Origin of the sequence: Bradyrhizobium valentinum, assembly GCF_001440405.1 — a bacterium.
In the GTDB taxonomy this organism is placed as follows: Bacteria; Pseudomonadota; Alphaproteobacteria; order Rhizobiales; family Xanthobacteraceae; genus Bradyrhizobium; species Bradyrhizobium valentinum.
The window spans coordinates 1-24,220 of the sequence record NZ_LLXX01000003.1 but is presented as its reverse complement, the minus strand read 5'-3'; the positions used below and the strand labels follow the sequence as shown (position 1 = coordinate 24,220).

At 64.2% G+C, this 24,220-nt stretch carries 20 protein-coding genes and 1 other RNA gene; 5 read left to right on the top strand and 16 right to left on the bottom strand.

Annotated elements, in window-relative coordinates; all coding sequences use genetic code 11:
• Positions 1-35: 35 nt before the first annotated feature.
• The 7 genes from murD to rsmH all read right to left on the bottom strand — a co-directional run bounded on the left by murD (position 36) and on the right by rsmH (position 8,884).
• Complete coding sequence (gene murD / locus CP49_RS00410) at positions 36-1,442, bottom strand: UDP-N-acetylmuramoyl-L-alanine--D-glutamate ligase (RefSeq protein ID WP_057848329.1); 1,407 nt, start codon at positions 1,440-1,442, stop codon at positions 36-38.
• 130 nt (positions 1,443-1,572) lie between these two features.
• Positions 1,573-2,679, bottom strand: a complete 1,107-nt coding sequence (mraY, locus tag CP49_RS00405) for a phospho-N-acetylmuramoyl-pentapeptide-transferase (protein WP_057848328.1) — start codon at positions 2,677-2,679, stop codon at positions 1,573-1,575.
• A 182-nt stretch (positions 2,680-2,861) separates the two neighbouring features.
• On the bottom strand, positions 2,862-4,244 hold the full coding sequence (locus CP49_RS00400) for a UDP-N-acetylmuramoyl-tripeptide--D-alanyl-D-alanine ligase (protein ID WP_057848327.1): 1,383 nt from the start codon (positions 4,242-4,244) through the stop codon (positions 2,862-2,864).
• The gene (locus CP49_RS00395; RefSeq protein WP_057848326.1) at positions 4,241-5,698 is read right to left on the bottom strand and encodes a UDP-N-acetylmuramoyl-L-alanyl-D-glutamate--2,6-diaminopimelate ligase; all 1,458 of its coding nucleotides are present in this window, start codon (positions 5,696-5,698) and stop codon (positions 4,241-4,243) included. Before CP49_RS00395 ends, CP49_RS00400 begins: the two co-directional genes overlap by 4 nt.
• Before the next feature lie 47 nt (positions 5,699-5,745).
• The gene (locus CP49_RS00390) at positions 5,746-7,497 is read right to left on the bottom strand and encodes a peptidoglycan D,D-transpeptidase FtsI family protein (protein WP_057848325.1); all 1,752 of its coding nucleotides are present in this window, start codon (positions 7,495-7,497) and stop codon (positions 5,746-5,748) included.
• Positions 7,494-7,886, bottom strand: a complete 393-nt coding sequence (gene ftsL / locus CP49_RS00385; protein ID WP_057848324.1) for a cell division protein FtsL — start codon at positions 7,884-7,886, stop codon at positions 7,494-7,496. Before ftsL ends, CP49_RS00390 begins: the two co-directional genes overlap by 4 nt.
• Positions 7,887-7,888: 2 nt before the next feature.
• Entirely contained in the window at positions 7,889-8,884 is a 996-nt protein-coding gene (rsmH, locus tag CP49_RS00380) for a 16S rRNA (cytosine(1402)-N(4))-methyltransferase RsmH (protein WP_057848323.1), read from the bottom strand.
• 466 nt (positions 8,885-9,350) lie between these two features.
• On the opposite strand from rsmH, the gene CP49_RS00375 reads away from it, so the two are divergent.
• The gene (locus CP49_RS00375) at positions 9,351-10,217 is read left to right on the top strand and encodes a peptidoglycan recognition protein family protein (RefSeq protein WP_082645803.1); all 867 of its coding nucleotides are present in this window, start codon (positions 9,351-9,353) and stop codon (positions 10,215-10,217) included.
• 145 nt (positions 10,218-10,362) lie between these two features.
• On the opposite strand, the gene CP49_RS00370 is transcribed toward CP49_RS00375, so the two are convergent.
• The 3 genes from CP49_RS00370 to CP49_RS00360 all read right to left on the bottom strand — a co-directional run bounded on the left by CP49_RS00370 (position 10,363) and on the right by CP49_RS00360 (position 12,543).
• Positions 10,363-11,598, bottom strand: a complete 1,236-nt coding sequence (locus CP49_RS00370; protein ID WP_057848321.1) for an RNA polymerase sigma factor — start codon at positions 11,596-11,598, stop codon at positions 10,363-10,365.
• 6 nt (positions 11,599-11,604) lie between these two features.
• On the bottom strand, positions 11,605-11,955 hold the full coding sequence (locus CP49_RS00365) for a YciI family protein (RefSeq protein WP_057848320.1): 351 nt from the start codon (positions 11,953-11,955) through the stop codon (positions 11,605-11,607).
• 156 nt (positions 11,956-12,111) lie between these two features.
• The gene (locus tag CP49_RS00360; protein ID WP_057848319.1) at positions 12,112-12,543 is read right to left on the bottom strand and encodes a PAS domain-containing protein; all 432 of its coding nucleotides are present in this window, start codon (positions 12,541-12,543) and stop codon (positions 12,112-12,114) included.
• 143 nt (positions 12,544-12,686) lie between these two features.
• Here CP49_RS00360 and rnpB point away from each other — a divergent pair.
• Positions 12,687-13,100: RNase P RNA component class A (rnpB, locus tag CP49_RS00465), an RNA gene on the top strand.
• A gap of 62 nt (positions 13,101-13,162) precedes the next feature.
• On the opposite strand, the gene CP49_RS00355 is transcribed toward rnpB, so the two are convergent.
• Positions 13,163-13,879, bottom strand: a complete 717-nt coding sequence (locus tag CP49_RS00355) for an alpha/beta fold hydrolase (protein ID WP_057848318.1) — start codon at positions 13,877-13,879, stop codon at positions 13,163-13,165.
• 186 nt (positions 13,880-14,065) lie between these two features.
• Here CP49_RS00355 and CP49_RS00350 point away from each other — a divergent pair, with 186 nt between their 5' ends.
• Together CP49_RS00350 and CP49_RS00345 are read left to right on the top strand one after the other, a co-directional pair.
• On the top strand, positions 14,066-14,809 hold the full coding sequence (locus CP49_RS00350) for a sulfite exporter TauE/SafE family protein (RefSeq protein WP_057848317.1): 744 nt from the start codon (positions 14,066-14,068) through the stop codon (positions 14,807-14,809).
• Between the two features lie 72 nt (positions 14,810-14,881).
• On the top strand, positions 14,882-15,814 hold the full coding sequence (locus tag CP49_RS00345; RefSeq protein WP_063791601.1) for a DMT family transporter: 933 nt from the start codon (positions 14,882-14,884) through the stop codon (positions 15,812-15,814).
• Here CP49_RS00345 and CP49_RS00340 read toward each other — a convergent pair.
• The 4 genes from CP49_RS00340 to CP49_RS00325 all read right to left on the bottom strand — a co-directional run bounded on the left by CP49_RS00340 (position 15,796) and on the right by CP49_RS00325 (position 21,317).
• Positions 15,796-16,194 (bottom strand): hypothetical protein, encoded by a 399-nt coding sequence (locus CP49_RS00340; protein ID WP_063791603.1) that lies wholly within the window; start codon positions 16,192-16,194, stop codon positions 15,796-15,798. The genes CP49_RS00345 and CP49_RS00340 overlap by 19 nt on opposite strands.
• 64 nt (positions 16,195-16,258) lie before the next feature.
• Entirely contained in the window at positions 16,259-18,061 is a 1,803-nt protein-coding gene (locus CP49_RS00335; protein WP_057848337.1) for an ABC transporter ATP-binding protein, read from the bottom strand.
• 327 nt (positions 18,062-18,388) lie between these two features.
• Positions 18,389-19,972, bottom strand: coding sequence for a DHA2 family efflux MFS transporter permease subunit (locus CP49_RS00330; RefSeq protein WP_057848315.1), 1,584 nt, complete (start codon positions 19,970-19,972; stop codon positions 18,389-18,391).
• A gap of 49 nt (positions 19,973-20,021) precedes the next feature.
• On the bottom strand, positions 20,022-21,317 hold the full coding sequence (locus tag CP49_RS00325) for an HlyD family secretion protein (RefSeq protein WP_057848314.1): 1,296 nt from the start codon (positions 21,315-21,317) through the stop codon (positions 20,022-20,024).
• A 187-nt stretch (positions 21,318-21,504) separates the two neighbouring features.
• Here CP49_RS00325 and CP49_RS00320 point away from each other — a divergent pair, with 187 nt between their 5' ends.
• Positions 21,505-22,146: a TetR/AcrR family transcriptional regulator gene (locus CP49_RS00320; protein WP_057848313.1), complete on the top strand. Its 642-nt coding sequence runs from the start codon at positions 21,505-21,507 to the stop codon at positions 22,144-22,146.
• A 27-nt stretch (positions 22,147-22,173) separates the two neighbouring features.
• Here CP49_RS00320 and CP49_RS00315 read toward each other — a convergent pair.
• Positions 22,174-24,220, bottom strand: a 2,047-nt coding sequence (locus tag CP49_RS00315) for a TonB-dependent siderophore receptor (protein WP_057848312.1), incomplete at its 5' end; no start/stop codon positions are given.

Sequence of the window (24,220 nt, the reverse complement as noted above, 5' to 3'; positions counted from 1 at the left end):
ACGAAGCTGATGGGTTTCGCTACGCTCTACCCATCCTACAATTGCACCACCGGCTTCACGCCCGGCATCGCCGTCACCAGATCGCGGAATTTGGTGCCGCGGATTTCGAAATTGCGGTATTGGTCGAACGAGGCGCAGGCGGGTGACAGAAGCACGACCGGGTCGGCGATCCCGGAGGCTTCCGCATCGCGTGCGGCGCTGGCTACGGCAACATCGAGCGTTTCGGAAATCTCGTGCGGCACGCGTTCACCCAGGGTTCCCGCAAATTCCTGCGCGGCCTCGCCGATCAGATAGGCTTTGCGGATGCGCGGGAAATATTCGGCGAGGCCGGTGATGCCGCCCTGCTTCGGCTTGCCGCCGGCGATCCAGAAGATGTCGGCGAAGGACGACAGCGCATGTGCGGCAGCGTCGGCATTGGTGCCCTTGGAGTCGTTGACGAACAGCACGTTGCCGCGGCGGCCGACCTGCTCCATGCGGTGCGCGAGCCCGGGAAAGCTGCGCAGGCCGTTTTGCAAGATGTCGGTCGAGATGCCCATCGCCAGCGCGCAAGCCGAAGCGCAAGCTGCGTTCTGTGCATTGTGCAGGCCGCGCAGCGAGCCTATGCCACCAAGCCTTGCGACCTCATTGCGCGCGCCGCCCGCGGCTTGAACGATGGTTTCTCGCTCGACATAGATGCCGTCGGGCAGCGGGTTCTTCACGGATATCCGCACCACGCGCTTGCCGGCCTGATCGAGCCGGTCGGCGATGTTACGGCACCAGCCGTCATCGACGCCGACAATACTCGTGCCCTGCGGCTGCACGCCAGCGACCAGCCGCGCCTTGACGGCGGCATAATGCTCCAGCGTGCCGTGGCGATCGATATGGTCTTCGCTGATGTTAAGGAGAATGCCGACCGACGGATCGAGCGAAGGTGCAAGGTCGATCTGGTAGGACGACATCTCGACCACATGCACGCGTCCCATCCGCGGCGGCTCCAGCGACAGGATCGCCGTGCCGATATTGCCGCCCATCTGGGTGTCATAACCGGCGACATCAATCAGATGCGCGATCAGGGCCGTGGTGGTCGACTTGCCGTTGGTGCCGGTGATGGCGACGAACGGCGCGTCCGGCGCATGACGGCGGCGCTCGCGGCAGAACAATTCGACGTCGCCGATCACTTCAATGCCGGCCTGCCGCGCCATCAGCACGGACCAGTGCGGCGCCGGATGGGTGAGCGGCGCGCCGGGCGTCAAAATCAGCGCCGCAAAATTCGACCACGATATCGTGCGCAGATCCGCGGTGGTGAAGCCGGCCTGGGCTGCCTTCGCGATATTGTCGGCACTATCGTCGCCCGCGATCACTTCCGCGCCGCCGGCCTTCAGCGCGTGACAGCTAGCAAGGCCCGAACCGCCGAGACCGAAGACGGCGACCGTCTTGCCCGCAAAGGAGGTAACGGGGATCATAACGCCTCCACGGTCATTCCGGGGCGTGCGAAGCACGAACTACGATGTGCAATTGCACATCGGAGAATCTCGAGATTCCGGATTGCCGCTGCGCGGCCTCCGGAATGACGGCCGTAGAAATGCACGATCATCACCGCAGCTTCAGCGTGGAGAGGCCGGCCAGCGCCAGCATCACCGAGATGATCCAGAACCGGATCACGATCTGCGGCTCGGTCCAGCCCTTCTGCTCGAAATGATGGTGCAGCGGCGCCATCCGGAACACCCGCTTGCCGGTCAGCTTGAACGAGGTCACCTGCACGATCACCGAGACGGCTTCCAGCACGAACAATCCGCCGATCACGGCCAGCACGATCTCATGCTTGACCGCGACTGCCGTCGCACCAAGCATGCCGCCGAGCGCGAGCGAGCCGGTGTCGCCCATGAAGATCGAGGCCGGCGGTGCATTGAACCAAAGGAACCCGAGGCCGGCGCCGAGCACCGCGCCGCAGAGCACCGCAAGCTCACCGGTTCCGGCGACGTACCTGATCTGCAGATAGTCGGAGAAGACCGCGTTACCGGTCAGATACGAGATCATGCCAAAGCTGGCGGCGGCGATCATGACAGGCACGATCGCAAGCCCGTCGAGACCATCGGTCAAGTTGACCGCGTTACCGGCGCCAACGATCACGAACGCGCCGAAGATCACGAAGAACCAGCCGAAATTGATCACCACGTCTTTCAGGAAGGGTATTGCAAGCGAGGTCGAGGTTGCATCGCGGCCGAGCCGCACCAGCGCGTAGCAGGCAGCGAGCGCAATTACCGCTTCGATCAGGAGCCGCAGCTTGCCGGCAAAGCCGCTATGGCTCTGTTTCGTCACCTTCAGATAGTCGTCGTAAAATCCGACGAAGCCGAAGCCGAGCGTCACCGCCAGCACGATCCAGACGTAGGGGTTGAGCGGATTGGCCCATAACAGCGTCGCCACCACGAGGCCCGACAGGATCATCAGCCCGCCCATCGTCGGCGTGCCCTTCTTGGAGATCAGGTGCGATTGCGGGCCGTCGGTGCGGATCGGTTGGCCTTTGCCTTGCCTCAGCCGCAGATGATCGATGATCCAGGGCCCGAACAGGAACACGAACAGCGCGCCTGTCACCATCGCCCCGCCGGTGCGGAAAGTGATGTAGCGAAACACGTTGAACACGCCGCGGAAGATACCAAAACCGGGGACGGTGTTGGAAAGCTCGATCAGCCAGTAAAACATTCAGGTAGGCCCTATCACGCGGCTTGGTTGCGCCGTCCTTAACGGGAAGCGCTCCGGGAGCGCGTTCGTTCCGGGAACGCCTTGATAATCGTTTTCAGCCTCAAACCAAGCAAATCTTGGTCAGGCATGGGGTATTGACGAATCGCGTCTCGCGGAAACAACAGCCGTCAAGTGCGGCCAGTTTACGCCTTTGCCTGCAAGGCGGCCAGCAGCCTCGGCACAAACTTGTTCACCCAGAACATCTTTTTACTGCCCTTGACGACCACCACGTCGCCGTCCCGCAGCAGTGCGGCGATTTCCTGGGGATCGAGCGTAGCCGGGTCTTCATGCCAGCCGAGCGCCCGCTCCGCCGGCACGAGATCGTATAAATGGCGCATCAGCGGGCCGACGCAGTAAATGCCGTCGATGCCGGGCAGGTCGGTAGCGAGCTTCTCGTGATAGTCGGGCGCATCGGGGCCCAATTCCAGCATGTCGCCGAGAACGGCGATGCGCCGGCCGGTCTTCACCGGCCGTGCCTTCAGGCTGCCGAGCGCGGCCACCATGCTGGCCGGGTTGCCGTTGAAACTGTCGTCGATCACGGTGACGCCATGGGCCGCCTGCTCCACGCCGCGGCCGGTCATGATGCCGACATGGCCGAGCTCTGTGGCCAGCGCCGCGGGTTCGAGCCCGGCGGCATGGATGGAAGCCAGCGCGGCCAATGCGTTCTGCAGGCGGTGCGGTGCGCCGGGCGTCAGGCCGAATTCGATTGGCCCGCCGTTCACCTGCGCTGTGACGTTCCAGCTCTCGCCCTGGGCTGCGTGGTTCAGCTCCCGCACATCGGATCCCCCGCCGAAGCGAACAACCCTGCCGTTCCATTCCGGCGCCTCGACATCCCCAGGCAACACCAGCACGCCGTCCTTTGGCAGACCTTGCGCGATGCTGATCTTTTCGCGCCGGATCGCTTCCAGGCTGCCGAGCTTTTCCAGATGCACCGGCTGCACGTTCACGACAAGCGCGACCGTCGGCCTGGTCAGTTCGCTGAGCCGCGCGATCTCGCCGGTCTGGTTCATGCCCATTTCGACCACCCACACGCTTGCGGCGGGACTGGCATTGCACAGCGTCAGCGGCACGCCCCAGAAATTGTTGAAGCTGCTCGGACTGGCATAGGCGTTCGGGTAGGCGGCGAGGAACTCCTTGGTGCTGGTCTTGCCGGCGCTGCCGGTCAGGCCGATCACCGGGCCCTTGAACCGCGCCCGCGCCGCGCGCGCGAGGCCCCACAGGCCATCGATCAGCGTGTCCTCGACCACCAATTGGGGAACACTCACGCCGGCAATTCGGTGTGGAACGATCATCGCCGCCGCGCCGGCCGCCTCGGCCTTGTCGGCGAATTCCCAGCCGTCGCGTGCGCTGGCGAAACTGGAGATAAAACCGCCGCTGGGCGTACCGCTCAACGCCACGAACAGGCAGCCGGGTTTCACCAGGCGGCTGTCCTGCGTGATGAAATCAATCGGCGTATCCGGATATTCGCCGGCAACACCGAGTGCCTGCGCGATTTCGGCAATGGTCCACAATGGCCTCGCGCTCATGACACCCTCGCTGCGAGCACGGCCGCCACCGCCTCGTGATCGCTGAACGGCAAAACCTTGTCGCCGACGATCTGGCCTGTCTCGTGCCCCTTGCCGGCTATCAAGAGCGCGTCGCCGGGCTGCAGCGCCGATATCCCGGTCCTGATCGCTTCAGCGCGATCGCCGATGTCGCTGGCGCCCCTCGCCGTAGCCAGAATAGCGGCGCGGATCGTTTCCGGATTTTCGCTGCGCGGATTGTCGTCGGTGACGATGACGTGGTCGGCATTCTCGGCCGCAATCGCGCCCATGATCGGGCGCTTGCCGGCGTCACGGTCACCGCCGGCGCCGAAGATAACGACAAGCTTGCGCTTGGCGTAGGGCCGCAGCGCCTGCAGCGACTTCGCCAGCGCGTCGGGCTTGTGCGCATAATCGACAAAGATCGGCGCGCCATTGTGCTCGCCGACCAGCTCCAGCCGCCCCTTGGCGCCTTCGAGATGTTGGAGCGTAGCGAACACGTCGGCCGGCTCGCTGCCGGTGCCGATCGCGAGCCCGGCGGCAACCAGCGCATTCTCGATCTGGAATTCGCCGACCAGCGGCAGCTTGACGGTGTAACTGCGCCCGCGATGCGCCAGTGCAAGATTCTGCGCATATCCTTCGACCGTAGCACCAACGAGGCGGATGCCTTCACCGGCGCCATCCGCGTTGCGGCCGACGGCGATAATCCGCAGGGATCGTGACCTCGCCGCGTCGATCACTTCCGGCGAGCAATCATGATCGGCCGAGATCACCGCCGCACCATCAGGCGCAACGAGATCGCGGAACAGCCGCAGCTTGGCGGCGAGGTAATGCCCGACGTCGGGATGATAGTCCATGTGGTCGCGCGTGAGATTGGTGAAGCCGCCGGCGGCGATGCGTACGCCGTCGAGCCTGAACTGGTCGAGCCCGTGCGAGGATGCCTCGAAGGCCAGATGGGTGACGCCCTCGCCCGCGATCTCGTCGAGCTGCTTGTGAAGCGCGATCGGGTCCGGCGTCGTCAGCGAGCCGTAGACCGTGCGCTTCGGCGAAACGAGGCCGATGGTGCCGATGCTGGCGGAAGCGTGGCCGAGCCGTTCCCAGATCTGGCGCGTGAACGCGGCCACCGAGGTCTTGCCGCTGGTCCCGGTCACCGCCGCGATGGTCGCGGGCTGCCGCGGATAGAATCGCGCCGCGGCCTGCGCCAGCGCGCGGCGCGGATTTGGCGTGACGATGAACGGCACGCGGCAGTCCGGCGAAGCGCGGTCACCCGCTACCGCGACCGCGCCCGCGTTTATCGCCGCATCGATAAAGCGGGAACCGTCGGTCTTGCTGCCTGCCAGCGCAAAGAACAGGTCGCCCGGCTTCACCGCCCGGCTGTCGACGCTAAGGCCTTTCACATCGACAGCTTCCGCCTGCGGCTCGATCGCAGCGTCATCGCTGAAGAGGTCGCGAAGTTTCATCTTGCTCCAGTCCGGCCGGCGCAGCTAGGGGCGCGTGATAATACGCCTTACTGGGTTGTCTTCGATGCCGCAAGAATAAGGCGGTCGGACGGCGGCAGGTCGAAGCGCGGCTCGATGCCCAGCAGCGGGCCGATGCGGGCAATCACCTTGCCGCCGGTCGGCACCGCGTTCCAGCCCGAGGTGATGAAGCCGTGGGTTTCCGGCAGCGCCTTCGGCTCGTCCAGCATGACCAGCAACTGGTATTGCGGATTGTCGGCCGGAATGATCGCCGTAAAGGAGTTCAGCACCTGCTTCTTGGAATAGCGGCCGTTGACCACCTTTTCCGAGGTACCGGTCTTGCCGCCGATATAATAGCCCTTCACGTCGGCCTTCTTGGCGGTTCCGATCTCGGCGTTCAACCGCATCAGATAGCGCATCTTGTCGGAGGTTTCGGTTCTGAGCACCTTCTTGGCGATCGCCCGCGCTTCCTCTTCCGACCGCTTGAGGAAGGTCGGGGGAATAAGGAGACCGCCATTGATGCAGGCGTTGATACCCATCACCGCCTGCAGCGGCGCCACCGCGATGCCGTGACCGAAGGACGCCGTGATGGTGTTGAGCTCGGTCCAGCGCTTCGGCACGATCGGCGTGGCGCTTTCAGGCAGTTCGGTGCGCAGCCGATCCATCTGGCCGAGCTTCTTCAGGAACGCCTTGTGCGCCTCGACGCCCTGCGCCAGCGCGATCTTGGCCGCGCCGACGTTCGAGGAGAACGTAAACACTTCCGACAGCGTGATCGCGCGGCCGACCGGATGGGTGTCGTGAATGGTGAACTTGCCGAACTTCAGTACCCCGCGCCCGTCATAGAGCGTGTTGAGATTGGCCTTGCCGGAATCCAGCGCCATCGCCAGCGTCAGCGCCTTGAAGGTCGAGCCCATCTCGAACACGCCCGTGGTCAGGCGGTTGATGCGCTCGGGATCGTGCGCCTCCTTCGGATTGTTGGGATCGAAATCCGGCAGCGACACCAGGGCCACGATCTCGCCGGTCCGGACGTTGGAGACGAGGCCGGAAGCCGCCTTGGCCTTGTATTTCTCCTTCGCCTTCAAGAGTTCGTCGCGCAGCGCGTGCTCGACGCGCAAGTCGATCGACAGTTCCACCGGCTTCTGCAGCCGATCGGTGGCAAAACCCGCGCGGTGCAGATCGGCCAGACCGTTATTGTCCAGCCACTTCTCCATCCCGGCGATGCCCTGGTTGTCGATATTCACGAGGCCGATCAGATGCGCGACCGCCGCACCGGTAGGATAGACCCGCTTGTTCTCGCGCAGGAAGCCGATGCCGGGAATGCCGAGCTTGTGGATGTCGTGTTGCTGTTTGGGCGAAATCTCGCGCTTCAGCCAGACAAACCCCTTGCGCGACGACAGGCGTGTGCGCGCCTCCGCCGTGTCGAGGTCCGGCAGTGCCGCGGTCAGGAGCTCGATCGCCTCGTCCTTGTCGATGATGCGCCTGGGCTCGCCGAACAGGCTCGGCGCCTTGACGTCGGTCGCCAGCACCTCGCCGTTGCGGTCGACGATATCCGGCCGCGCGGTCGCAATTGCGTCCTGCGAGGCGGTGCGGCGCGCGCCGTGGCTGTCGGCGCCGACCGCGAACATCACCAGACGTCCGGCCAGCACCGCATAGATCGCCGCGAACAGCAAAATAGCAAGCCCCACGCGGGCCCGCGCCTTGGCGGCGCGGTCGACGTTGCGCCCGTAGAGCAGGCTGCGGATCAGCCGCTGTCGCCATGGCTCCGCGGGCCGCTTGATGGTGGTGAGCGCCCGGCCGGTCATTGCTGATCTCCCGGCGGGGGCACGGACCCCGTGGTGGGCGGTGCTTCGGCGGCTGCCTCGATGGTGTTGATCATCGCGCCGATCGGATCGGGCGCGCCGGGCCTTGCGAAGGCCGGCGGCCGTTCCGGCAGATTCCTCAACTGATCATACTGCGTGGCGTTCAGCGGCTTCAGGCCGAGGTGGCGTTCGGTCAGCCCTTGCAACCGCAGCGGCGCATCGAGCTTGGCCCATTCCGCACGCAGCGCCGCGATGGCGTCGCGCTGTTCGCGGATCTCGGCGTTGAGCCGCAGCACACGCTCGACGCGCGAGGTCGATTCCATCTTGATCCGGTAGACGTAAGCCGCCGCGAACACCAGCACGCCGATGACGAGGAAGTGGATGACCCGCATGATCAGCCTCCCCTCATCACGTTGGCGAGAACCGGCCAAGCCGGCAGGCGCCCGGCCACATGCGCGGGCGCCGCGGTGCGCTCGGCGGCGCGCAGTTTTGCGGAACGCGCGCGCGGATTGGCAGCCACTTCGGCTTCGCCTGGAGTCACGGGACGCTTGGTCAAAATCTGGAAACTCGGCGCGGCCTGCGCCAGCTCGGGCAAGTGCCGCGAACCGCCGCCGGACTTTCCGCGGGCGTTGAAAAAATCCTTGACGATGCGGTCTTCCAGCGAATGGAACGAGACGACCACCAGCCGCCCGCCGGGCTTTAGCACCCGCTCCGCCGCCGCCAGCGCCAGGTGCAGTTCGTCGAGCTCCGCGTTGACGAAGATTCTCAAGCCCTGGAACGTGCGCGTCGCCGGATGAATCTCGTTCGGCTTGGCGCGCACCACCTTGCTGACGATATCGGCCAGCGCTTGCGTCGTCGTGATCGGCGCTTCCTTGCGCGCTGCCACGATAGCGCGCGCCACCGCGCGGGAATGGCGCTCCTCGCCGAAGATGTAGATGATGTTGGCGAGATCGGCTTCGGAGGCCTTCGCCACGACATCGGCCGCGGTCGGGCCGTCATGGCCCATCCGCATGTCGAGCGGGCCGCCGAGCCTGAACGAGAAGCCGCGTTCGGCCTGATCGAGCTGCATCGAGGAAACGCCGACGTCCATCACGACGCCATCCACCGCAGCGACGCCTTGCGCCGCGCAGACATCCGCAAGGTTGGAGAATCGGTCCTCGACCAGGGTCAGCCGTCCCTCGGACTGCTCGACCAGATCGAATCCGCCGGTAACAGCCGACCGGTCGCGGTCGATGCCGATGACGCGGGTTCCCGCGACGCTGAGGATCGCGCGGCTGTAGCCGCCGGCCCCAAAGGTCGCGTCGACATAGATGCCGCCGTCCCTGGGATTGAGCATCTCGACCGCCTCGCGGCCGAGCACCGAGATATGACGCGGCGCAGCCGGGCTCATGCGCCGTCCCCTGGCGCTTTCCAGTCGATGGTACGAAAACTGGACGCGAACGAGCCCATTGCGCCTCAAATCTCTGCGCTTCGCCGGGCTGTTCCGGCCCAACGGCCGCGACTCGGCGCGATTGCTGCCTTCGGCCCGGCCTCGCGCCCGCTCATTTCCAGACGGAATTTGCTGGGTTGCCATGGCATTTCGAGCGCGAAAGAGGGCTTCGGCCGTCCCCAACCCGGTTCGGCTCTTCACCACTTAGTAACGGCACTTAGCGTTAAGAAAGCGTTGATGGTTCGATTAAGGTTTTGCGCGCTTTTATAGACGCCGAAAAATGGTGATGCGCCCCGCACACACCCGGTCAAAATGCGGGATGGAACTCGGCCACCGGATTGCGCACGCACGAGGTAAATGAATAGTAAATGGTATTGTCGCTTATAACACGATGCTGCCGTTCTCCCGCCCGGTTTGGGTCCAAAAAATGGCTTCTGGTCCGTTCGCATCTGCTGGTATTGATTCGAGGCGTCAACGCGCCCTTCCCGTTCCCAGGGCCAACGCCGACATGAAGACTTTTACCCCCGATTCATCGATTGCTTCCGACGTCATCGCGTCGCCGAACTATGGCGAGCGCAACAACGGTCGCCTCGCCGACATGATCCTGCTGCACTACACCGGCATGCCGGATGTGGAAGGCGCGATTGCCCAGCTCTGCACCCCCGGCACCGACGTCTCAGCCCATTACATCGTGCTGGAAGACGGCCGCATCGTGCAATGCGTGCCGGAAGCCAAGCGCGCCTGGCACGCCGGGGTATCCTCCTGGGCCGGCGAGGAAGACATCAATTCCTGCTCGATCGGGATCGAGATCATCAACCGCGGCCACGACTGGGGCTATCCGGACTTCCCGCTGCGCCAGATCGCCGCCGTGATCGCGCTGTGCCGCGGCATCATGCTCCGCCGCAAGATTCCTTCGCATCGCGTGCTCGCGCATTCCGACGTCGCCCCGGCGCGCAAGAAGGATCCCGGCGAAAAGTTTCCGTGGCATTCGCTGGCGAATTCCGGCGTCGGCCATTGGGTGCAGCCGGCGCCGATCGTGCGCGGCGAAACGCTCAAACTCGGCAGCATCAGCGACGACGTCGCTGGCCTGCAGATGGCGCTTGCCAAATACGGCTACAACGTCCCGATCCACGGCAAGTTCGACGGCCCGACTATGGAAGTAGTTACCGCGTTCCAGCGCCACTTCCGCCCCGCGCGCGTCGACGGCATCGCCGATCACTCGACGATCAGCACGCTGCACGCGCTGCTGACGAGCCTGCCGACGGACGCGGCGACAACGGTGGCGGCGAGGTAATTGCACTCCCTCGCCCCGCTCTTGCGGGGAGAGGGTTGGGGTGAGGGGCTCTATCCACGAGTTCTGAACGACGTGAGACCTGTACCCCCTCACCCGGATTGCTCCGCAATCCGACCTCTCCCCGCAAGCGGGGCGAGGTGAAAAGCTACCCCATCTCCGCGATCCGCCGCGCATAAAATCGCCGCAGCGGCTCGAGTTGCGTCGCCGCCGTCGCTGCCTGATATGCTTCGCGCGCCGCATCGCGCCGGCCGAGCCGGCGCAGCAAATCGGCGCGCACGGCCGGCAGCAGCTCATAACCTTTCAGTCCGCCCCGCGCCTCCAGCGCATGGACCAAATCAAGGGCCCGCGCCGGCCCGTCGACCATCGATATCGCCGCGGCGTGATTGAGTTCGATCACCGGCGACGGGCTGATCCGCAGCAGCACTTCATAGAGGCCGGCGATCTGCGGCCAGTCAGTATCTTCATAGCTTGGCGCACGCGCATGCAGCGCCGCGATGGCCGCCTGCACCGCATAGGATTGCGGCCGCCCCGGCATCCGCAACGCGTCTTCCACCAGCATCAAGCCCTCGGCGATCTGGCGCTGGTCCCACAGCGTGCGGTCCTGCTCTTCCAAGAGCACGATGTCCCCGCCGGCAGTCGCCCGTCCGGCGCGGCGGGAATCGTGCAACAGCATCAGGGCCAGCAACCCCTTGATCTCGCCGCGCCCGGGCATCAGCGCATCGAGCAGCCTTGCCAGCCGAATTGCTTCGCGCGCGAGATCCGGCCGCATCAGGTTCGCGCCCGACGTTGCGACATAGCCTTCCGTAAAGACGAGATAGATCACGGCGAGCACACCGCGCAGGCGCGGCTCCAGCATTTCGCGTTCCGGCACTTCATAGGGAATGCCGGCGAGACGGATTTTCTGCTTGGCCCGCAGCAGGCGCTGGGCCATCGCCTCCTCGCCGGCGAGAAACGCGCGCGCGACCTCGGCCGTCGTGAGGCCGCACACCGTTCGCAGCGTCAGCGCGACCTGCACTGCGGGATCAAATGACGGGTGACAGCAGGTAAAGATCAGCCGCAGCACGTCGTCGTCAAATGCGCTGTCGGCGGTGTCGCACGACGTGGACGCATTGAGCAGCAGTTCATGCGTCAATTCCTGCTGCTTGCCGCGGAACGCGATGCTGCGCCTCATACGATCGACCGCCTTGTTACGCCCGACATTGACCAGCCACGCACGTGGATTGGACGGCAGGCCGGCGGCGGGCCAGCGTTCCAGCGCCACCGCAAACGCATCCTGCAACGCATCTTCCGCAAGATCGAAATCGCCGACGAGGCGGATCAGCGTGGCCAGCGCCCGCCCCGCCTCGTCGCGAAAGACTTTTTCGATTTCGATGGGCGTCATGCGCCGTCAATCATAAACCATGACCGGCCGCACCTCGATCGAACCGATCGTGGCCTCGGGAATCCGCGCGGCGATCGCCAGCGCGGTGTCGAGATCCTTGGCCTCGACCAGATAATAGCCGCCAAGCTGTTCGCGGGTCTCCGCGAATGGACCATCCGTCGTCAGGGTCTTGCCGTCGCGGACGCGCACGGTGGTTGCCGTCGTGGTCGGCTGCAAGCCGTCACCGGCCTTGAAATGGCCGCTCTGGATAATGGACTGGGTGAACGCGCCGTATTCCGCCGTCTTCGCCTTCCGCGCCGCGGCGTCCATTTTGCCAAACTCGGCCTCGCTCCGATAGATCAACAGCAGATACTGCATTTTGGAAACTCCTTCTTTTACCGGCTGGATCGCCGACACCCAGTCGAACGGGCCTCCAGCAAAACGACATCGTCTGGGAAATTTATTCTGGCGGTGGAGCGACCCTCTCGGGAGGGACAATTTCATACCGGAAACGTGAACAATGCCAGTGGGTATTCAGGACTGCCCGCCGGCCTCGGCGAGCTTCCGCTTCAGCTCCCGGACTTCGGCAAAGCGCTTCGTCACGTCGCGCATGACGGCCACCGTACCTGTGACCTCCTGCAATTCATTTCGCAGCAACACGATGGTGAATTCGACCGATATCCGCCGGCCGTCTTTTGTCAGACCGGGCACCGACAACAGATCGCCGTGACCGTAGCGACTCGTTCCCGTCGCCATCGTATGCCGAAAGCCGGCCCAGTGCCGGGCGCGCAAATTTTCAGGGATAATCAGGTCAAGCGACTGGCCGATGGTCTCCCCGGCCGGAAATCCGAAGATGCGCTCGGCGCCGGGATTCCAGAAACTGATGCGGCCCTCGCGATCGGTCGCGATGATCGCGTCGGAAGCGCTCTGCAGCAGTGCTTCACCAAGGCCGGCCGGCATATTCATCGCGTGTCACCGCTACTCATCCTCAAATCGATCAGCCAACATCAAATGCCGCCATGCCGCTTCTGTCAAAATTGCACGTATGGAACCCGATTAACCATTGCGATCGCTTGACGCGGCGCGCCGGAATCCCCATTCGTAGGGTGTCAGTCGGCCGGACGGCCGCTCCCGCTACGGTCGAAAGGCTGCGGGGGAGGAAAGTCCGGGCTCCATCGACATACGGTGCCGGATAACGTCCGGCGGGGGCAACCCCAGGGAAAGTGCCACAGAGAACGAACCGCTCCGTCTCCGGACGGAGTAAGGGTGAAAAGGTGCGGTAAGAGCGCACCGCGTATCCGGCAACGGAAACGGCATGGCAAACCCCACCGGGAGCAAAACCGAATAGGGACGGCAATGCGGGTCCGTTCGCGAGAGCGATAACGCCGCAGGGCGATGTCAGGCTCGCCGTCCGGGTAGGTTGCTCGAGGCCATGTGCAAACCTGGTCCCAGAGGAATGGCCGTCACGTACCATTCGCAAGAATGGTGCCCTACAGAACCCGGCTTACAGGCTGGCTGATGTTTTGAGAATGAGGGGTTCGGCGTAACGCGCCGGACCTCTCGCCATTTTCGACTCAGAACCGGCCTACGCCACGATCTTCTGCAGCAGCGCCATCAATGCCTCCGGCGCGGTGACATTCGGCGAATGGCTGGCGTCGATCTCGTAGTAGCTCCAGGCGGGATCGCCCTTTGTCATTTTGGCGAACGGTCCGAACGTATCGGCGGGCGTGATGCGGGTGGCGTAGATGTAGCTGCGTGGCAGGGTCAGCGCGCCGCCCTGCAGCTTGAGCCTGGTCTCGAAACACTTGATCGGCATGTCGACGCGACGCGCGTTGAGCCATTCGACGTCGGCGGGCGACGTATCTGGCGGCGTCGGGTTTGGCGGCACGCGCCAGCCATCACCGCTTTTCGATAGCTCCTGCATCCGCGCCCGCCCCGCCTCGTTCAAATCGAGCAGCGACTGGCCGTCCTGCGGCACGAAAGCGTCGATATAAATGAGCTGTTTGACCTTGTCGCGGGCCCGGTCGGCGACGCCGGTCGCGACCATGCCGCCGTAGCTGTGGCCGATCAGCACGAAGTCGCGCAGGTCTTCATACTCAATGACGGCAAGTAGGTCTTCGATATGCGAATTGAGATCGATCCCCGGATGCGCCAGATGCGCGCGCTCTCCGAGACCGCTGTAGGTCGGCGTGATCAGGCGATGCCCGGCGGCCTGCATCAGCGGATGCATCTTCTTCCAGGCCCAGCCCGCGGACCACGCGCCGTGACAAACGAGGAAGGTCTTCGAAGGAGTTGCGCTCATCGGGCCGTTTCCACCAGGTTGTTGTTGAAGGCTTCGATTGCGATAGTACCTTCCCGTTGCGTCGTGTAAATGTCGGCACAAATTCGAACGTCGTCATTCCGGGATGGTCCGAAGGACCAGACCCGGAATCTCGAGATTCCGGGTTCGATGCTGCGCATCGCCCCGGAATGACGGGGGAAGAGAAGAGTGGACGCATCCACCTACGCGATCCTGCTGGCCGGCGCGCTTGCCGGTGGTTTTGTCTCCGGTCTCTCCGGCTTCGGAACGGCGCTGATGGCGCTGGGGATCTGGCTTTATATCGTGCCGCCGGCGATTGCCGTGCCGCTGGTTCTGATCTGTTCGGTCAGTTCGCAGATTTCGACGCTGCCGTCGATGTGGAAAGTGATCGACTTCAAACTGGCTTGGCCGTTCGTGGCGGGCGGTCTTGTCGGCATGCCGATCGGGGCGCTGCTGGTGGCGCGCGCCGACCCGCAGAACTTCAAGCTCAGCGTCGGCGTTATGCTGCTGGTGTTTCCGACTGCGCTCTATTTCATCCGCAAGCCGATGGCGTTCCGCTTCGGCGGCCGCATAGCCGACACATGCGTCGGATTTGCCGGCGGCATTCTCGGCGGCCTCGCCGGCCTGTCGGGCCCGCTGCCGACACTGTGGGCCAGCATCCGCGGCTGGACCAAGGATCAGCGCCGCGGCGTCTTCCAGATATTCAACGGCAGCGTGCTCGGCGCCGCGCTCTGCCTGCAGATCGCCAGCGGTTTCGTCAAACTGGACGTGTTCTGGCTGGCGATGCTGGCACTGCCCGGTACGCTGATCGGCGCCAACCTCGGCATGCGCACCTACCATGCCCTCAACGACCGCAATTTCTACGACGTCGTGCTGGCGCTGCTGTTTCTCTCGGGATTAGGATTGGTGTGGAGCAGCATTGCTCCGAGATAGAAGCGCATAGCCGCCATGTGCTCCGAGTAGATTGCTGTACGCTGACCTGCAAAGCAGCTAACCAATCGCGTCATGAGCTCCCCTTCGTCGCGCGAACGTCTCGGCCTGCTGCTGGGCTTCATCGGCATGGTGATCTTTGGCGGCACGCTGCCGGCGACGCGGATCGCGGTTGCGGAAATTGATCCGATTGCACTGACCTCGCTGCGCACCGCGATCGCCGGGATGTGCTCGCTCGTGCTCCTTGTTGTGTTGCGCCGCCCATTGCCGCCTCGCGCGCTGTGGGGGCAACTGGTCATCGCGATGCTCTGCGTCGCCGTCCTGTTTCCGCTTCTGATGTCGCTTGGCATGCAGACGGTCGATGCCTCGCATGGCGGCGTGGTGCTCGGGATTCTGCCGATCGCCACCGCGCTCGTCGCCGTGGCTATCACCCATGAGCGGCCGAGGCTGCTGTTCTGGATCGCCTCCGTCGCCGGCGCTGCGCTGGTGATCGCGTTTTCCTTAAGGGAAGGCGGCGGCGCGTTCTCGACCGGCGATCTCCTGCTGTTCGCGGCCGTGGCCGTATCCGCGATCGGTTACGCGTTCTCCGGCCGGCTCACATCTCAGATGCCGGGCTGGGAGGTCATTAGCTGGGTTCTCGTCATCGGCCTGCCGCTCTCGATCCCGGCCGCAGTGCTGACCATGCCGCACGATATCGGCCAGATAGCCCTGAAGCCATGGCTTGGGCTGCTCTACGTTGCGCTGTTCTCGCAATGGATCGGGTTCTTCGCATGGAACGCGGGGCTGGCGATGGGCGGCATCGCGCGGGTTTCACAGGTCCAGTTGCTGCAGCCCTTCGTCACCTTTGCGCTCGCAGCGTTCTTCAACGGCGAGACCATCACGCTGCAGATCCTGCTGTTCGCCGCGGCGGTCGTGGTGACGGTTGCGATCTCCACACGCACGCGCGCCGCCGTGGCGCCGGCATCGTCCAAGCAGGATCGAGAGCCGCCTCAGTTGGCGGCTTCCTGATCAGCCAGCGCCGGATGATCGGCAATCAGTCCGGCCCTCGTCTGTTCCGACTGGATCGCCCGAAGCAGCACCCTTGCGGTCTTCAGGTGGTTTACCTTCACGCACAGCGCGATGATCTGGCTGACGGAAACGTCACGCATGTCGTCGTCGGACATCGTCCTGGCGATCTCCAGCGCGCGCTTGATCGCTGCCTGGTATCGCTCGGCCTCAGAACTCTTCGCCGCGTCCGCCTTGCGGCCGCCAGGCGCGGCCATTCTCTCGGCGATGGCCGCGGCCGACACACAGATCTCGCGAATCCGCTGCGCCGCCTCGATATCGCCATCCGGCTGAACGGCGGCTTCCCAGACTTCCGGCGGCCGATCCTTTCGAAACCAGCGCATTGCGCGAGCCTCCTCGATGCCGGAAAACATATTCCGACATCGAGCAAGGCTGCAAGAACGCTCATCACTCCGCCGCCGAGACGCGGCCGAACTCGGTAGCCTGCAGCTCGAACAGCCCGCGATAGATGCCGCCGGGCCGCGCCGTCAGCGCCGCGTGCGTGCCCTGCTCGACGATCTCGCCGCGGTCGAACACCAGGATACGGTCGAGGCTGCGCACCGTCGATAGCCGGTGGGCGATCACGATCGAGGTGCGCCCTTTCATCAGCCGCTCCATCGCCTGCTGGATCAAGCCTTCCGATTCCGAATCGAGGCTCGAGGTCGCCTCGTCCAGGATCAGAACCGGCGCATCCGCCAGGAACGCGCGCGCCAGGGCGACGCGCTGCCGCTCGCCGCCCGACAGCTTGACGCCGCGTTCGCCGACCAGCGTGCCGTAGCCCTTCGGCAGCCGCAGGATGAAGTCGTGCGCGTTGGCGAGCCGGGCCGCCTGCTCGATCGCAGCCATGCTGGCGCCCGGCCGGCCATAAGCGATGTTCTCGGCCAGCGTACGATGAAACAGGATCGGGTCCTGCTGCACGATCGCGATCTGGCTGCGCAGCGATTGCTGCGTCGCCTGCGCGATGTCCTGGCCGTCGATCAGGATCTTGCCACCGCTGACGTCGTAGAGCCGCTGCACCAGCTTGACGAAGGTGGTCTTGCCGGATCCGGAACGTCCGACCAAGCCAACCCGCTCGCCGGCGCGGATCTCCACCGACAGGCCGTCGTACAGCGGCGCAAGATGGCCGCCGTAGTGGAACGTCACGTCGTCAAACATGATGCGGCCGCCCTGGATATCGATCGGCTTCGCATCAGGCGCGTCCGCAATGCCGATCGGCTCGTCATGGATCGCGACCAGCTCCTCCATGTCGTTCACGGATCGCTGCAGGTTGTTGATGTGCATGCCGACGTCGCGCAGATACGCGTGGATGATGTAGTAGCTGGTCAGCACATAGGTGACGTCGCCCGGCGTGGCGCGACCCGCGATCCACAGCAGGATCGCCCCGCCGATCACGGAAGCGCGAAAGCACAGCAGCACCGCGAGCTGCGCGGTGGAGGTGTAATTGTAGCGCAGCCAGGTTCGACGCACGCGCGTGCGCCATCGGCCGACGACGCCGGCGAGCCGCGCGTCCTCGCGCGCTTCCGCGCCGAAGGATTTTACCACCGCGTTGCAGGTCAGGGCGTCCGCCAGCGTACCGCCGACCTTGGTGTCCCAGGCATTGGAGACACGCGCGGCCGGCGCGATATAGTTGACCGAGAACGCCAGCGTCATCGACACGTAGATCACGGTGCCCACCGCGATGACCGCGCCGAGCACGGGCCAGTGCAGCCCGAGCAGGATCATCGAGCCCAGCAGCACCAGCAGCGACGGCGCCAGCGCCATCAGGATGGTGTCGTTGAGCAGGTCGAGCGCCCACATGCCGCGCGTGACCTTGCGCACGGTCGAGCCGGCAAAGCTGTTGGCGTGCCAGTCGGTCGAGAAGCGCTGCACGCGCGCGAAAGCATCGCGCGACACGTCTGACATGGTCTTCAGCGTGAACGGCACGATCGCCTGAAGACCCGTCAGGCGCAGGATCATCGACAACAGGCCGAGCGCCACGATCCCACCGAAGGCAACGAACGCGGCATGTCGCGCCGCCGCGTCCGAAGCGCCCAAGGTCAGCGCATCGACCAGGCGGCCGGAGAAGATCGGCATGAACAGGTCGGCCGCGGTCGCGCCGAGCAGCCCGCCGGCGACGACGACGGCGCGGCCGGGCTGTTGTAGCCAGTGGCGGAACACGAACGGAATCACCACGCGAATCGCCGCGGGTCGTTTGTCTGTTTGAACGGTCATGTCGTCATCCGGCTGTGCGCAGACACACGCCGGCTCCATCTGAATTGACGCGCGGTGGCCTCAGGCCGAACGCAAGCGTCGTTGAAAAATAGCGTTAAGTCGTTGGGAAGCTTTGGAGATCGGGTGTCAGACCCGATCAGGGCCGGCGGAGAGCGCGCTCAGCTACGCGACCGAAATACCAGCACGCGCATCGGACGCGAGGGCGCGATCTGCGAATACATCGAAATCATGCAAATCTCCCCGGCTCGAGCAACAATGCGCTGCTTATAAATGCATCGCGGGTGATTTGCAACATGACATCAGCGTGATCGCGTGTTGCCACGCGTACTAGTGGGCGTCGCCGCCAGCGACCGTCGCGGAAGGCTTTTTCAGCACCAGCACGAACAGGCTCAGGCCGAAATAAAACACCGTCAGCATGAAGAAGGCATCGCCATAGCCCATCACCACCGCCTGGCGGTGCACGATCTGCGACAATTGCTTCATCGCCATCAGTGCAGAATCGCCCATGCCCTGCATGCGCTGGGTCAACATGTTGAGCGTTTCGACCGCGGTCGCGTTACCCCAGGTGACGCGGTCGTGCAGCCGCGAGATGTGCAGATCAGTGCGTTCGTTGAGCACTTGGTTGATGACGGCAAGCCCAACCGCGCCGCCGAGGTTGCGCGTCAGGTTGAACAGCCCGGAGGCGTTCTTCACACGCTCCGGCGCCAGCGTGCCGAGCGCGATGGTATTGGTCGGCACTATTGCGAGCATCATGCCGACGCCGCGCAGGAGCTGCGGGATCAGCAATTCGTAGAAATCATAGTCCTTGGTGATCCACGTCATCTGGTAGGTGCCGAGCCCGAACAGGACGAGGCCGATCGCGATCAAATAGCGCATGTCGTATTTCGTCATCAACCGCCCCACGATCGGCGCGGTGAGGAACATGGTGAGACCAGAGATGAACAAGGTCTCGCCGATCATCAGCGCGCTGTAGCCGCGGACTTCGGCCAGATAGCGCGGATAGATGTAGGTGAGACCGTAAAGGCCGACGCCGACGCAGAGCGAGATCAGGCAGCCGACGGCGAAATTGCGGTCGGTGAAGGTTCTGAGGTCGACGATCGGCTCGCGCGCACTGAGCACGCGCCAGAAGAACGCGATCGCCGAAACCACGCAGATCGCTGCGCAGACCGCGATCGAGGTGTCTTCCAGCCACGGCGACTGCGGGCCTTCTTCCAGCACATATTCGAGCGTGCCGAGAAAGCCCGCCATGAACAAGAGGCCCCACCAGTCGAAATGCTCGAGCAGCGCAAAGTTCGGCCGGTCGAAATCGACCAGCGCCAGCACGCCGATGGTGATGCCGATGCCGGGGACGATGTTGATGAAGAACAGCCAGTGCCACGACATCATGCCGGTGATGTAGCCGCCGACGGTGGGCCCGATGGTCGGCGCCAGCGTCGCGACCAGCCCGATGATCGGACCGACGATGTGGAATTTCGAGCGCGGAAACACCGTGTAGGCGGATGCGAACACGGTGGGGATCATGCCGGCGCCGAGAAATCCCTGGATCGCGCGCCACAGGATCATCTGCTCGATGGTCGAGGCAAATCCGCAGAAGAAGCTCGCGATGGTGAAGCCGGAGGCGGAAATCGCAAACAATAGGCGGGTGCCGAACGCCCGCGACAGGAAGCCGGACAGCGGGATAGCGATCACTTCGGCGATCAGGTAGGAAGTCTGCACCCACGACACTTCGCTGGAGCTGGCCGACAGGCCGGCCTGGATCTCCGACAGCGACGCCGAGACGACCTGGATGTCCAGGATCGACATGAACATCCCGAACACCATGATGAGAAACGCAAACAGCCGCCGCGGCGGGATACGCTCATCGGCCGCGGCATTCATCGTCGAAGGCGATGCGGTGGTGGCCTCAGCCATGGTCAACTCGGCACAGGCGCCGAGCGTTTCGCCCGGGCCTCAGGAAAAATTACTTCGGTTGAACCGTCCCGGGCGCATCGAGATCGGCCTCGCTGTCGGCGTCGGCCGCGCCCTCGCGGGTGTCGACGGTGGTATAGACCGACATGCCGGCGCGCAGCAGGTTCTGTTTTGCGACTTCCTTCGGCACGCGAATACGAACCGGGAGCCGCTGCACGATCTTGGTGAAATTGCCGGTGGCGTTGTCCGGCGGCAGCAGCGTGAACACCGAGCCTGCCGCCGGTGAAATGCTGTCGACGACGCCGGCGAACTTGCGGTGACCGTAGGCGTCGACCGAGATCTTCACGGGCTGGCCGGGACGGATGCGCTTGAGCTGGGTTTCCTTGTAGTTGGCGTCGATGAAGACGTCGTTGAGCGGCACCACATTGGCGAGCCGCTGCCCGGCCTGGATAAAGTCACCGGCATTGACGAGGCGGTTGGAAAAGGTGCCGTCGACCGGCGCGCGCACCGACGTGAAGGCGAGATCGCGCTCCGCCTTGGCGAGCTGGGTCTGCAATTCCGCAAGCAGCGCGCGGGCCTCGGCTTGCTGCGCCTTTGTCACCTCGACATTGTCGCGCGCGGCGTCAAAGGCCGCTTGCGCCGACCTCACCGCAGCGACGCCCTGATCGCGACTGGCTTCAGAGACCTCGAAGGCGGCGCGCGAGGCGAAACCCTTGGTGCTCAAAGCCTGCTGGCGATCGAAGTCGAGACCGGCGCGCTTCATCGCGGCTTCCGCGGAAGCGAGTTGCGCCTTGGTCTGCTCGACGGCGCTTTCGAGCGCCGTGACCTGACGGCCGATGCGATCGATGGTGGCCTGCTGCGTCGCGATCTTGCTGCGCGCGGCTTCCACAGCGATCCGGTAGTCGCCGTCGTCGATTCTGAAAATCACGTCGCCGGCGCGGACGAGGGAGTTGTCGCGAGGCAGGATTGCCGCGACATGGCCGGACACCCGGGCGCCGAGCATGGTGTTGTTGGAGCGGACATAGGCATCATCGGTCGAGACATAGAAGCGTCCGACCAGGACGAAGTAGACGCCGTAACCGATCGCGGCCAGCGCGAGCAGTCCGAGCGCGCCGATCATGACGAATTTGCGCTTGCCCGGTTTCGCCGCCGCTGCATCGGTGCCGATGGATGGCGCGACTGGCCGCTCGGCGCCGGGCGACTCGGCAGGACGACGCCTGGTTTCTTCCGCGACGTGAGTCCGCAACTGGTCCGCAAGCTGGGCGCCGGCCTCGGGCGCAGCTTCATCGTTCGCCGTTTCCGATCCGGCGCGAACGATGCGTGCGGCCTGGTCTCTCGCTGCGGCCATTGCCGGCCTCCCCCACTCCGAACGTCACGATGCTCGTGAGGCCAGGAAACCGGCCGCATTGGCACACTGATCGAAACTACCATTGACCGAACGGTTCGGTCAAGATACATTGCTACGATAGGACCATAACGCGAGAAAAGCTTCCTGTCCTATCGCGGGTTGAATTCTCGCGCGAGAAGATAAACCAATGGTTGCATCAACGACAAACACCATTCATCCCTTTGGCGAGGAGGATAGTTCGAAGCGCCGTCAGATTTTGGACGGCGCGCGAAAGGTGTTCATGGATCTGGGCTTTGATGGAGCCAGCATGAACGAGATCGCGCGCGCCGCCGGCGTCTCCAAGGGCACGCTCTACGTCTACTTCGCCGACAAGAGCCGGCTGTTCGAGGCCATCGTCGAGGACGAAGCGCTCGAAAAGGGCAAGATCGCATACAATCTCGATCCCAAACGCGATGTCGAAACCACGCTGCGGGAATTCGGCCAAACCTACATCGGATCGATCTGCCGGCCAGGCGGCGGATCGTCGATCCGCACGGTGATGGCGATCGCCGAGCGGATGCCGGAGGTCGGGCGCCAGTTCTACGAGAACGTGCTGGCACGGACGATCAACGGTCTTGCTGCTTATCTGCAGGCCCATGTCGGGCCGGACGATCTTGCGATCGACGATTGCGGCCTTGCCGCCGCGCAATTCCTGCAGATGTGCCAGGCGACGCTGTTTCTGCCGTTCGTGTTTCAGGCAGAGCCGGCGCCGTCGGCGGAGCGCATCGCGCAGGTGGTGGACAGCGCGACGCGGGTGTTTCTGCAGACGTATCGGGCGAAGCCGAAGTGAGATCGGCCTCGCCTTTTCCGGACCAACCTAGAACCTGTACGTCGCGCTCCCCAGCACGGTGCGGCCGATGCCGAAGAAGCAGTCGCCGCGCGACCAGCAGGTGGTGACATGACGCTTGTCGGCGATGTTGCTGGCGTTGACCTGAAACCGCCAGGGGCCGGTCTCGTAGCGGATCATGGCGTCGAACAGCGTGTAGTCAGGCGTGCGGATGCTGTCGGTGCCGTCCCAGGACTCGCCGATGTAGCGCACGCCGCCGCCGATCGTGACGCCCTGCAGGCCAAGCGCAGTGAGACGGTACTTCGCCCATAGCGAGGCCTGATGTTCGGGGACGGTTTCGACGCGCTTGCCAATATTATCTCCGCTCTCCACCCTGGCATCGAGGTAGGAGTAGGCACCGATCAGATCGAGGTCCGGCGTCACGCGGCTGATCACCTCGAGTTCGGCGCCGCGAATGCGCACCTGCCCGGTCTGGACCGAGAGCAGAGCGTCGTCGGGACTGCTCGCCAACCGGTTCTTCTCGGTGGTGTCGAAGATCGCACCGTTGATCGCCGTGCCGGGCATTGGATTGTACTTGAAGCCCAGCTCCACCATTTCGCCCTGCTGCGCCTTGCAGGTGCCGCCGACGCAGATGCCGGAGCCGAAGACCGGAGTGAAGGATTGCGCATAGGTGACATAGGGCGTCAGGCCGAACGGCAATTCGTACATCAGTCCCGCGCGGCCGGTGGTCGCCCTGGTGTCTTCTGCCGGCGCCCCCTGCACATTATTGCTGACGAAATCCTGGCGGATGCCGAGGACAGCCAACCATGGCCCAAGCCGCATCTGGTCCTGCGCGTAGAGCCCGAGCTGGCTTTGCCGCAGATCCGGTTCAGGTGAGAGCGTCGGCGGGACGACGCCATTGTAGACCGGCGCATAGAGGTCGAATCGAGTATCATCGAGATAAGTTCCTGACGACGCGCGTTCCCCAAGGACGCGATAGTCGACGCCAAACAGCGTCTTGTGCATGATCGGGCCGGTCGCGAACTTCAATTCGGCGTTGCTGTCCGAGGTAAAACTGTTCTTGCTGGTTTCCCGTCCCGAAACGAACCGTGCTACGGTGCGCCGCAGGGGATCCCCCAGAAATGGATCCGGATTTGAATAGATGTCCGGATAGATAAACCGATAGATGCCCTCGATATGGGCGTAACGCATGCTCTGCCGGATCTTCAGGCCGTCGCTGAAGCTGTGCTCGAACAGGCTGGAGACCGCGCCGGTTTCGGTCTGGTAGCGATCATAGCTAGGCTCGCTGGTAAATCGCCGCACCGGAATCAAGCCGTTGGGGCCGGGGAACAGCGTGCCCTCATGCGGCAGGAACGCAGTGGAGATACCGCCCATATCCTTTTGGTAGGTACCGAGCACGGTCCAACTGGTGTTGTTGGTCGGCCGCCAGGTTAGCGACGGCGCCAGCACGATGCGGTCGTCCTTGACATAGTCGGTCTGCGTATTGCTGTCGCGGAGCACGCCGATGAAGCGGTACAGCCACTCGCCGTCCTTGGTCAGCTTGCCGGTCGAATCGAGTTGCACCTGCTTGCGGTTGAAGCTGCCATATTGCACGCCGATCTCGTTGAAGCCTTCCGCCTGCGGCCGCTTCGAGATCAGGTTCAACAGGCCGGCCGTCGAGGTGTCGCCATACAGCACTGACGCCGGCCCGCGCAGCACCTCGATGCGCGAGAGCGTGTAGGGTTCGGGCCGCCATTCGTTGAACTGCCACGTGTTCACCATCCGCGTGCCGTCGAGATAGATATTCGGATCCTGGCCGCGGATGCGCGGATAGTCGCCGCGCGAATCCGGGCCATAGGCGTCGGCGAAAACGCCGGGCACGTAGCGCAGCGATTCCTGCACGGTGAGCGCGCCCTGGTCGGTGACGCGGTCGGCGGTGACCACTGTGATCGATTGCGGCGTTTCCCGCAGCGGCGTGTCGGTCTTGGTGCCGGTGCCGCTCTGGCCCGCGAGATAGCCGCGCACCGGGCCGGTCCCCGTTTCCGCGCGCGCGCCGGCTGCAGCCGCGGCATCTGAAGTCACCGCCCCGCGCTGGGCC

What these genes read in the sequence shown, in the direction of transcription:
- CP49_RS00400 (WP_057848327.1), bottom strand. Translation starts at nt 4,244, where the DNA reads ATGAGCGCGAGGCCATTGTGGACCATTGCCGAAATCGCGCAGGCACTC.
- CP49_RS00335 (WP_057848337.1), bottom strand. Translation starts at nt 18,061, where the DNA reads ATGACCGTTCAAACAGACAAACGACCCGCGGCGATTCGCGTGGTGATT.
- CP49_RS00345 (WP_063791601.1), top strand. Translation starts at nt 14,882, where the DNA reads ATGAGCTCCCCTTCGTCGCGCGAACGTCTCGGCCTGCTGCTGGGCTTC.
- rsmH (WP_057848323.1), bottom strand. Translation starts at nt 8,884, where the DNA reads ATGAGCCCGGCTGCGCCGCGTCATATCTCGGTGCTCGGCCGCGAGGCG.
- CP49_RS00365 (WP_057848320.1), bottom strand. Translation starts at nt 11,955, where the DNA reads ATGCAGTATCTGCTGTTGATCTATCGGAGCGAGGCCGAGTTTGGCAAA.
- CP49_RS00320 (WP_057848313.1), top strand. Translation starts at nt 21,505, where the DNA reads ATGGTTGCATCAACGACAAACACCATTCATCCCTTTGGCGAGGAGGAT.
- murD (WP_057848329.1), bottom strand. Translation starts at nt 1,442, where the DNA reads ATGATCCCCGTTACCTCCTTTGCGGGCAAGACGGTCGCCGTCTTCGGT.
- CP49_RS00325 (WP_057848314.1), bottom strand. Translation starts at nt 21,317, where the DNA reads ATGGCCGCAGCGAGAGACCAGGCCGCACGCATCGTTCGCGCCGGATCG.
- CP49_RS00360 (WP_057848319.1), bottom strand. Translation starts at nt 12,543, where the DNA reads ATGAATATGCCGGCCGGCCTTGGTGAAGCACTGCTGCAGAGCGCTTCC.
- CP49_RS00375 (WP_082645803.1), top strand. Translation starts at nt 9,351, where the DNA reads ATGGCTTCTGGTCCGTTCGCATCTGCTGGTATTGATTCGAGGCGTCAA.
- mraY (WP_057848328.1), bottom strand. Translation starts at nt 2,679, where the DNA reads ATGTTTTACTGGCTGATCGAGCTTTCCAACACCGTCCCCGGTTTTGGT.
- CP49_RS00355 (WP_057848318.1), bottom strand. Translation starts at nt 13,879, where the DNA reads ATGAGCGCAACTCCTTCGAAGACCTTCCTCGTTTGTCACGGCGCGTGG.
- CP49_RS00340 (WP_063791603.1), bottom strand. Translation starts at nt 16,194, where the DNA reads ATGCGCTGGTTTCGAAAGGATCGGCCGCCGGAAGTCTGGGAAGCCGCC.
- CP49_RS00395 (WP_057848326.1), bottom strand. Translation starts at nt 5,698, where the DNA reads ATGAAACTTCGCGACCTCTTCAGCGATGACGCTGCGATCGAGCCGCAG.
- CP49_RS00370 (WP_057848321.1), bottom strand. Translation starts at nt 11,598, where the DNA reads ATGACGCCCATCGAAATCGAAAAAGTCTTTCGCGACGAGGCGGGGCGG.
- ftsL (WP_057848324.1), bottom strand. Translation starts at nt 7,886, where the DNA reads ATGCGGGTCATCCACTTCCTCGTCATCGGCGTGCTGGTGTTCGCGGCG.
- CP49_RS00390 (WP_057848325.1), bottom strand. Translation starts at nt 7,497, where the DNA reads ATGACCGGCCGGGCGCTCACCACCATCAAGCGGCCCGCGGAGCCATGG.
- CP49_RS00330 (WP_057848315.1), bottom strand. Translation starts at nt 19,972, where the DNA reads ATGGCTGAGGCCACCACCGCATCGCCTTCGACGATGAATGCCGCGGCC.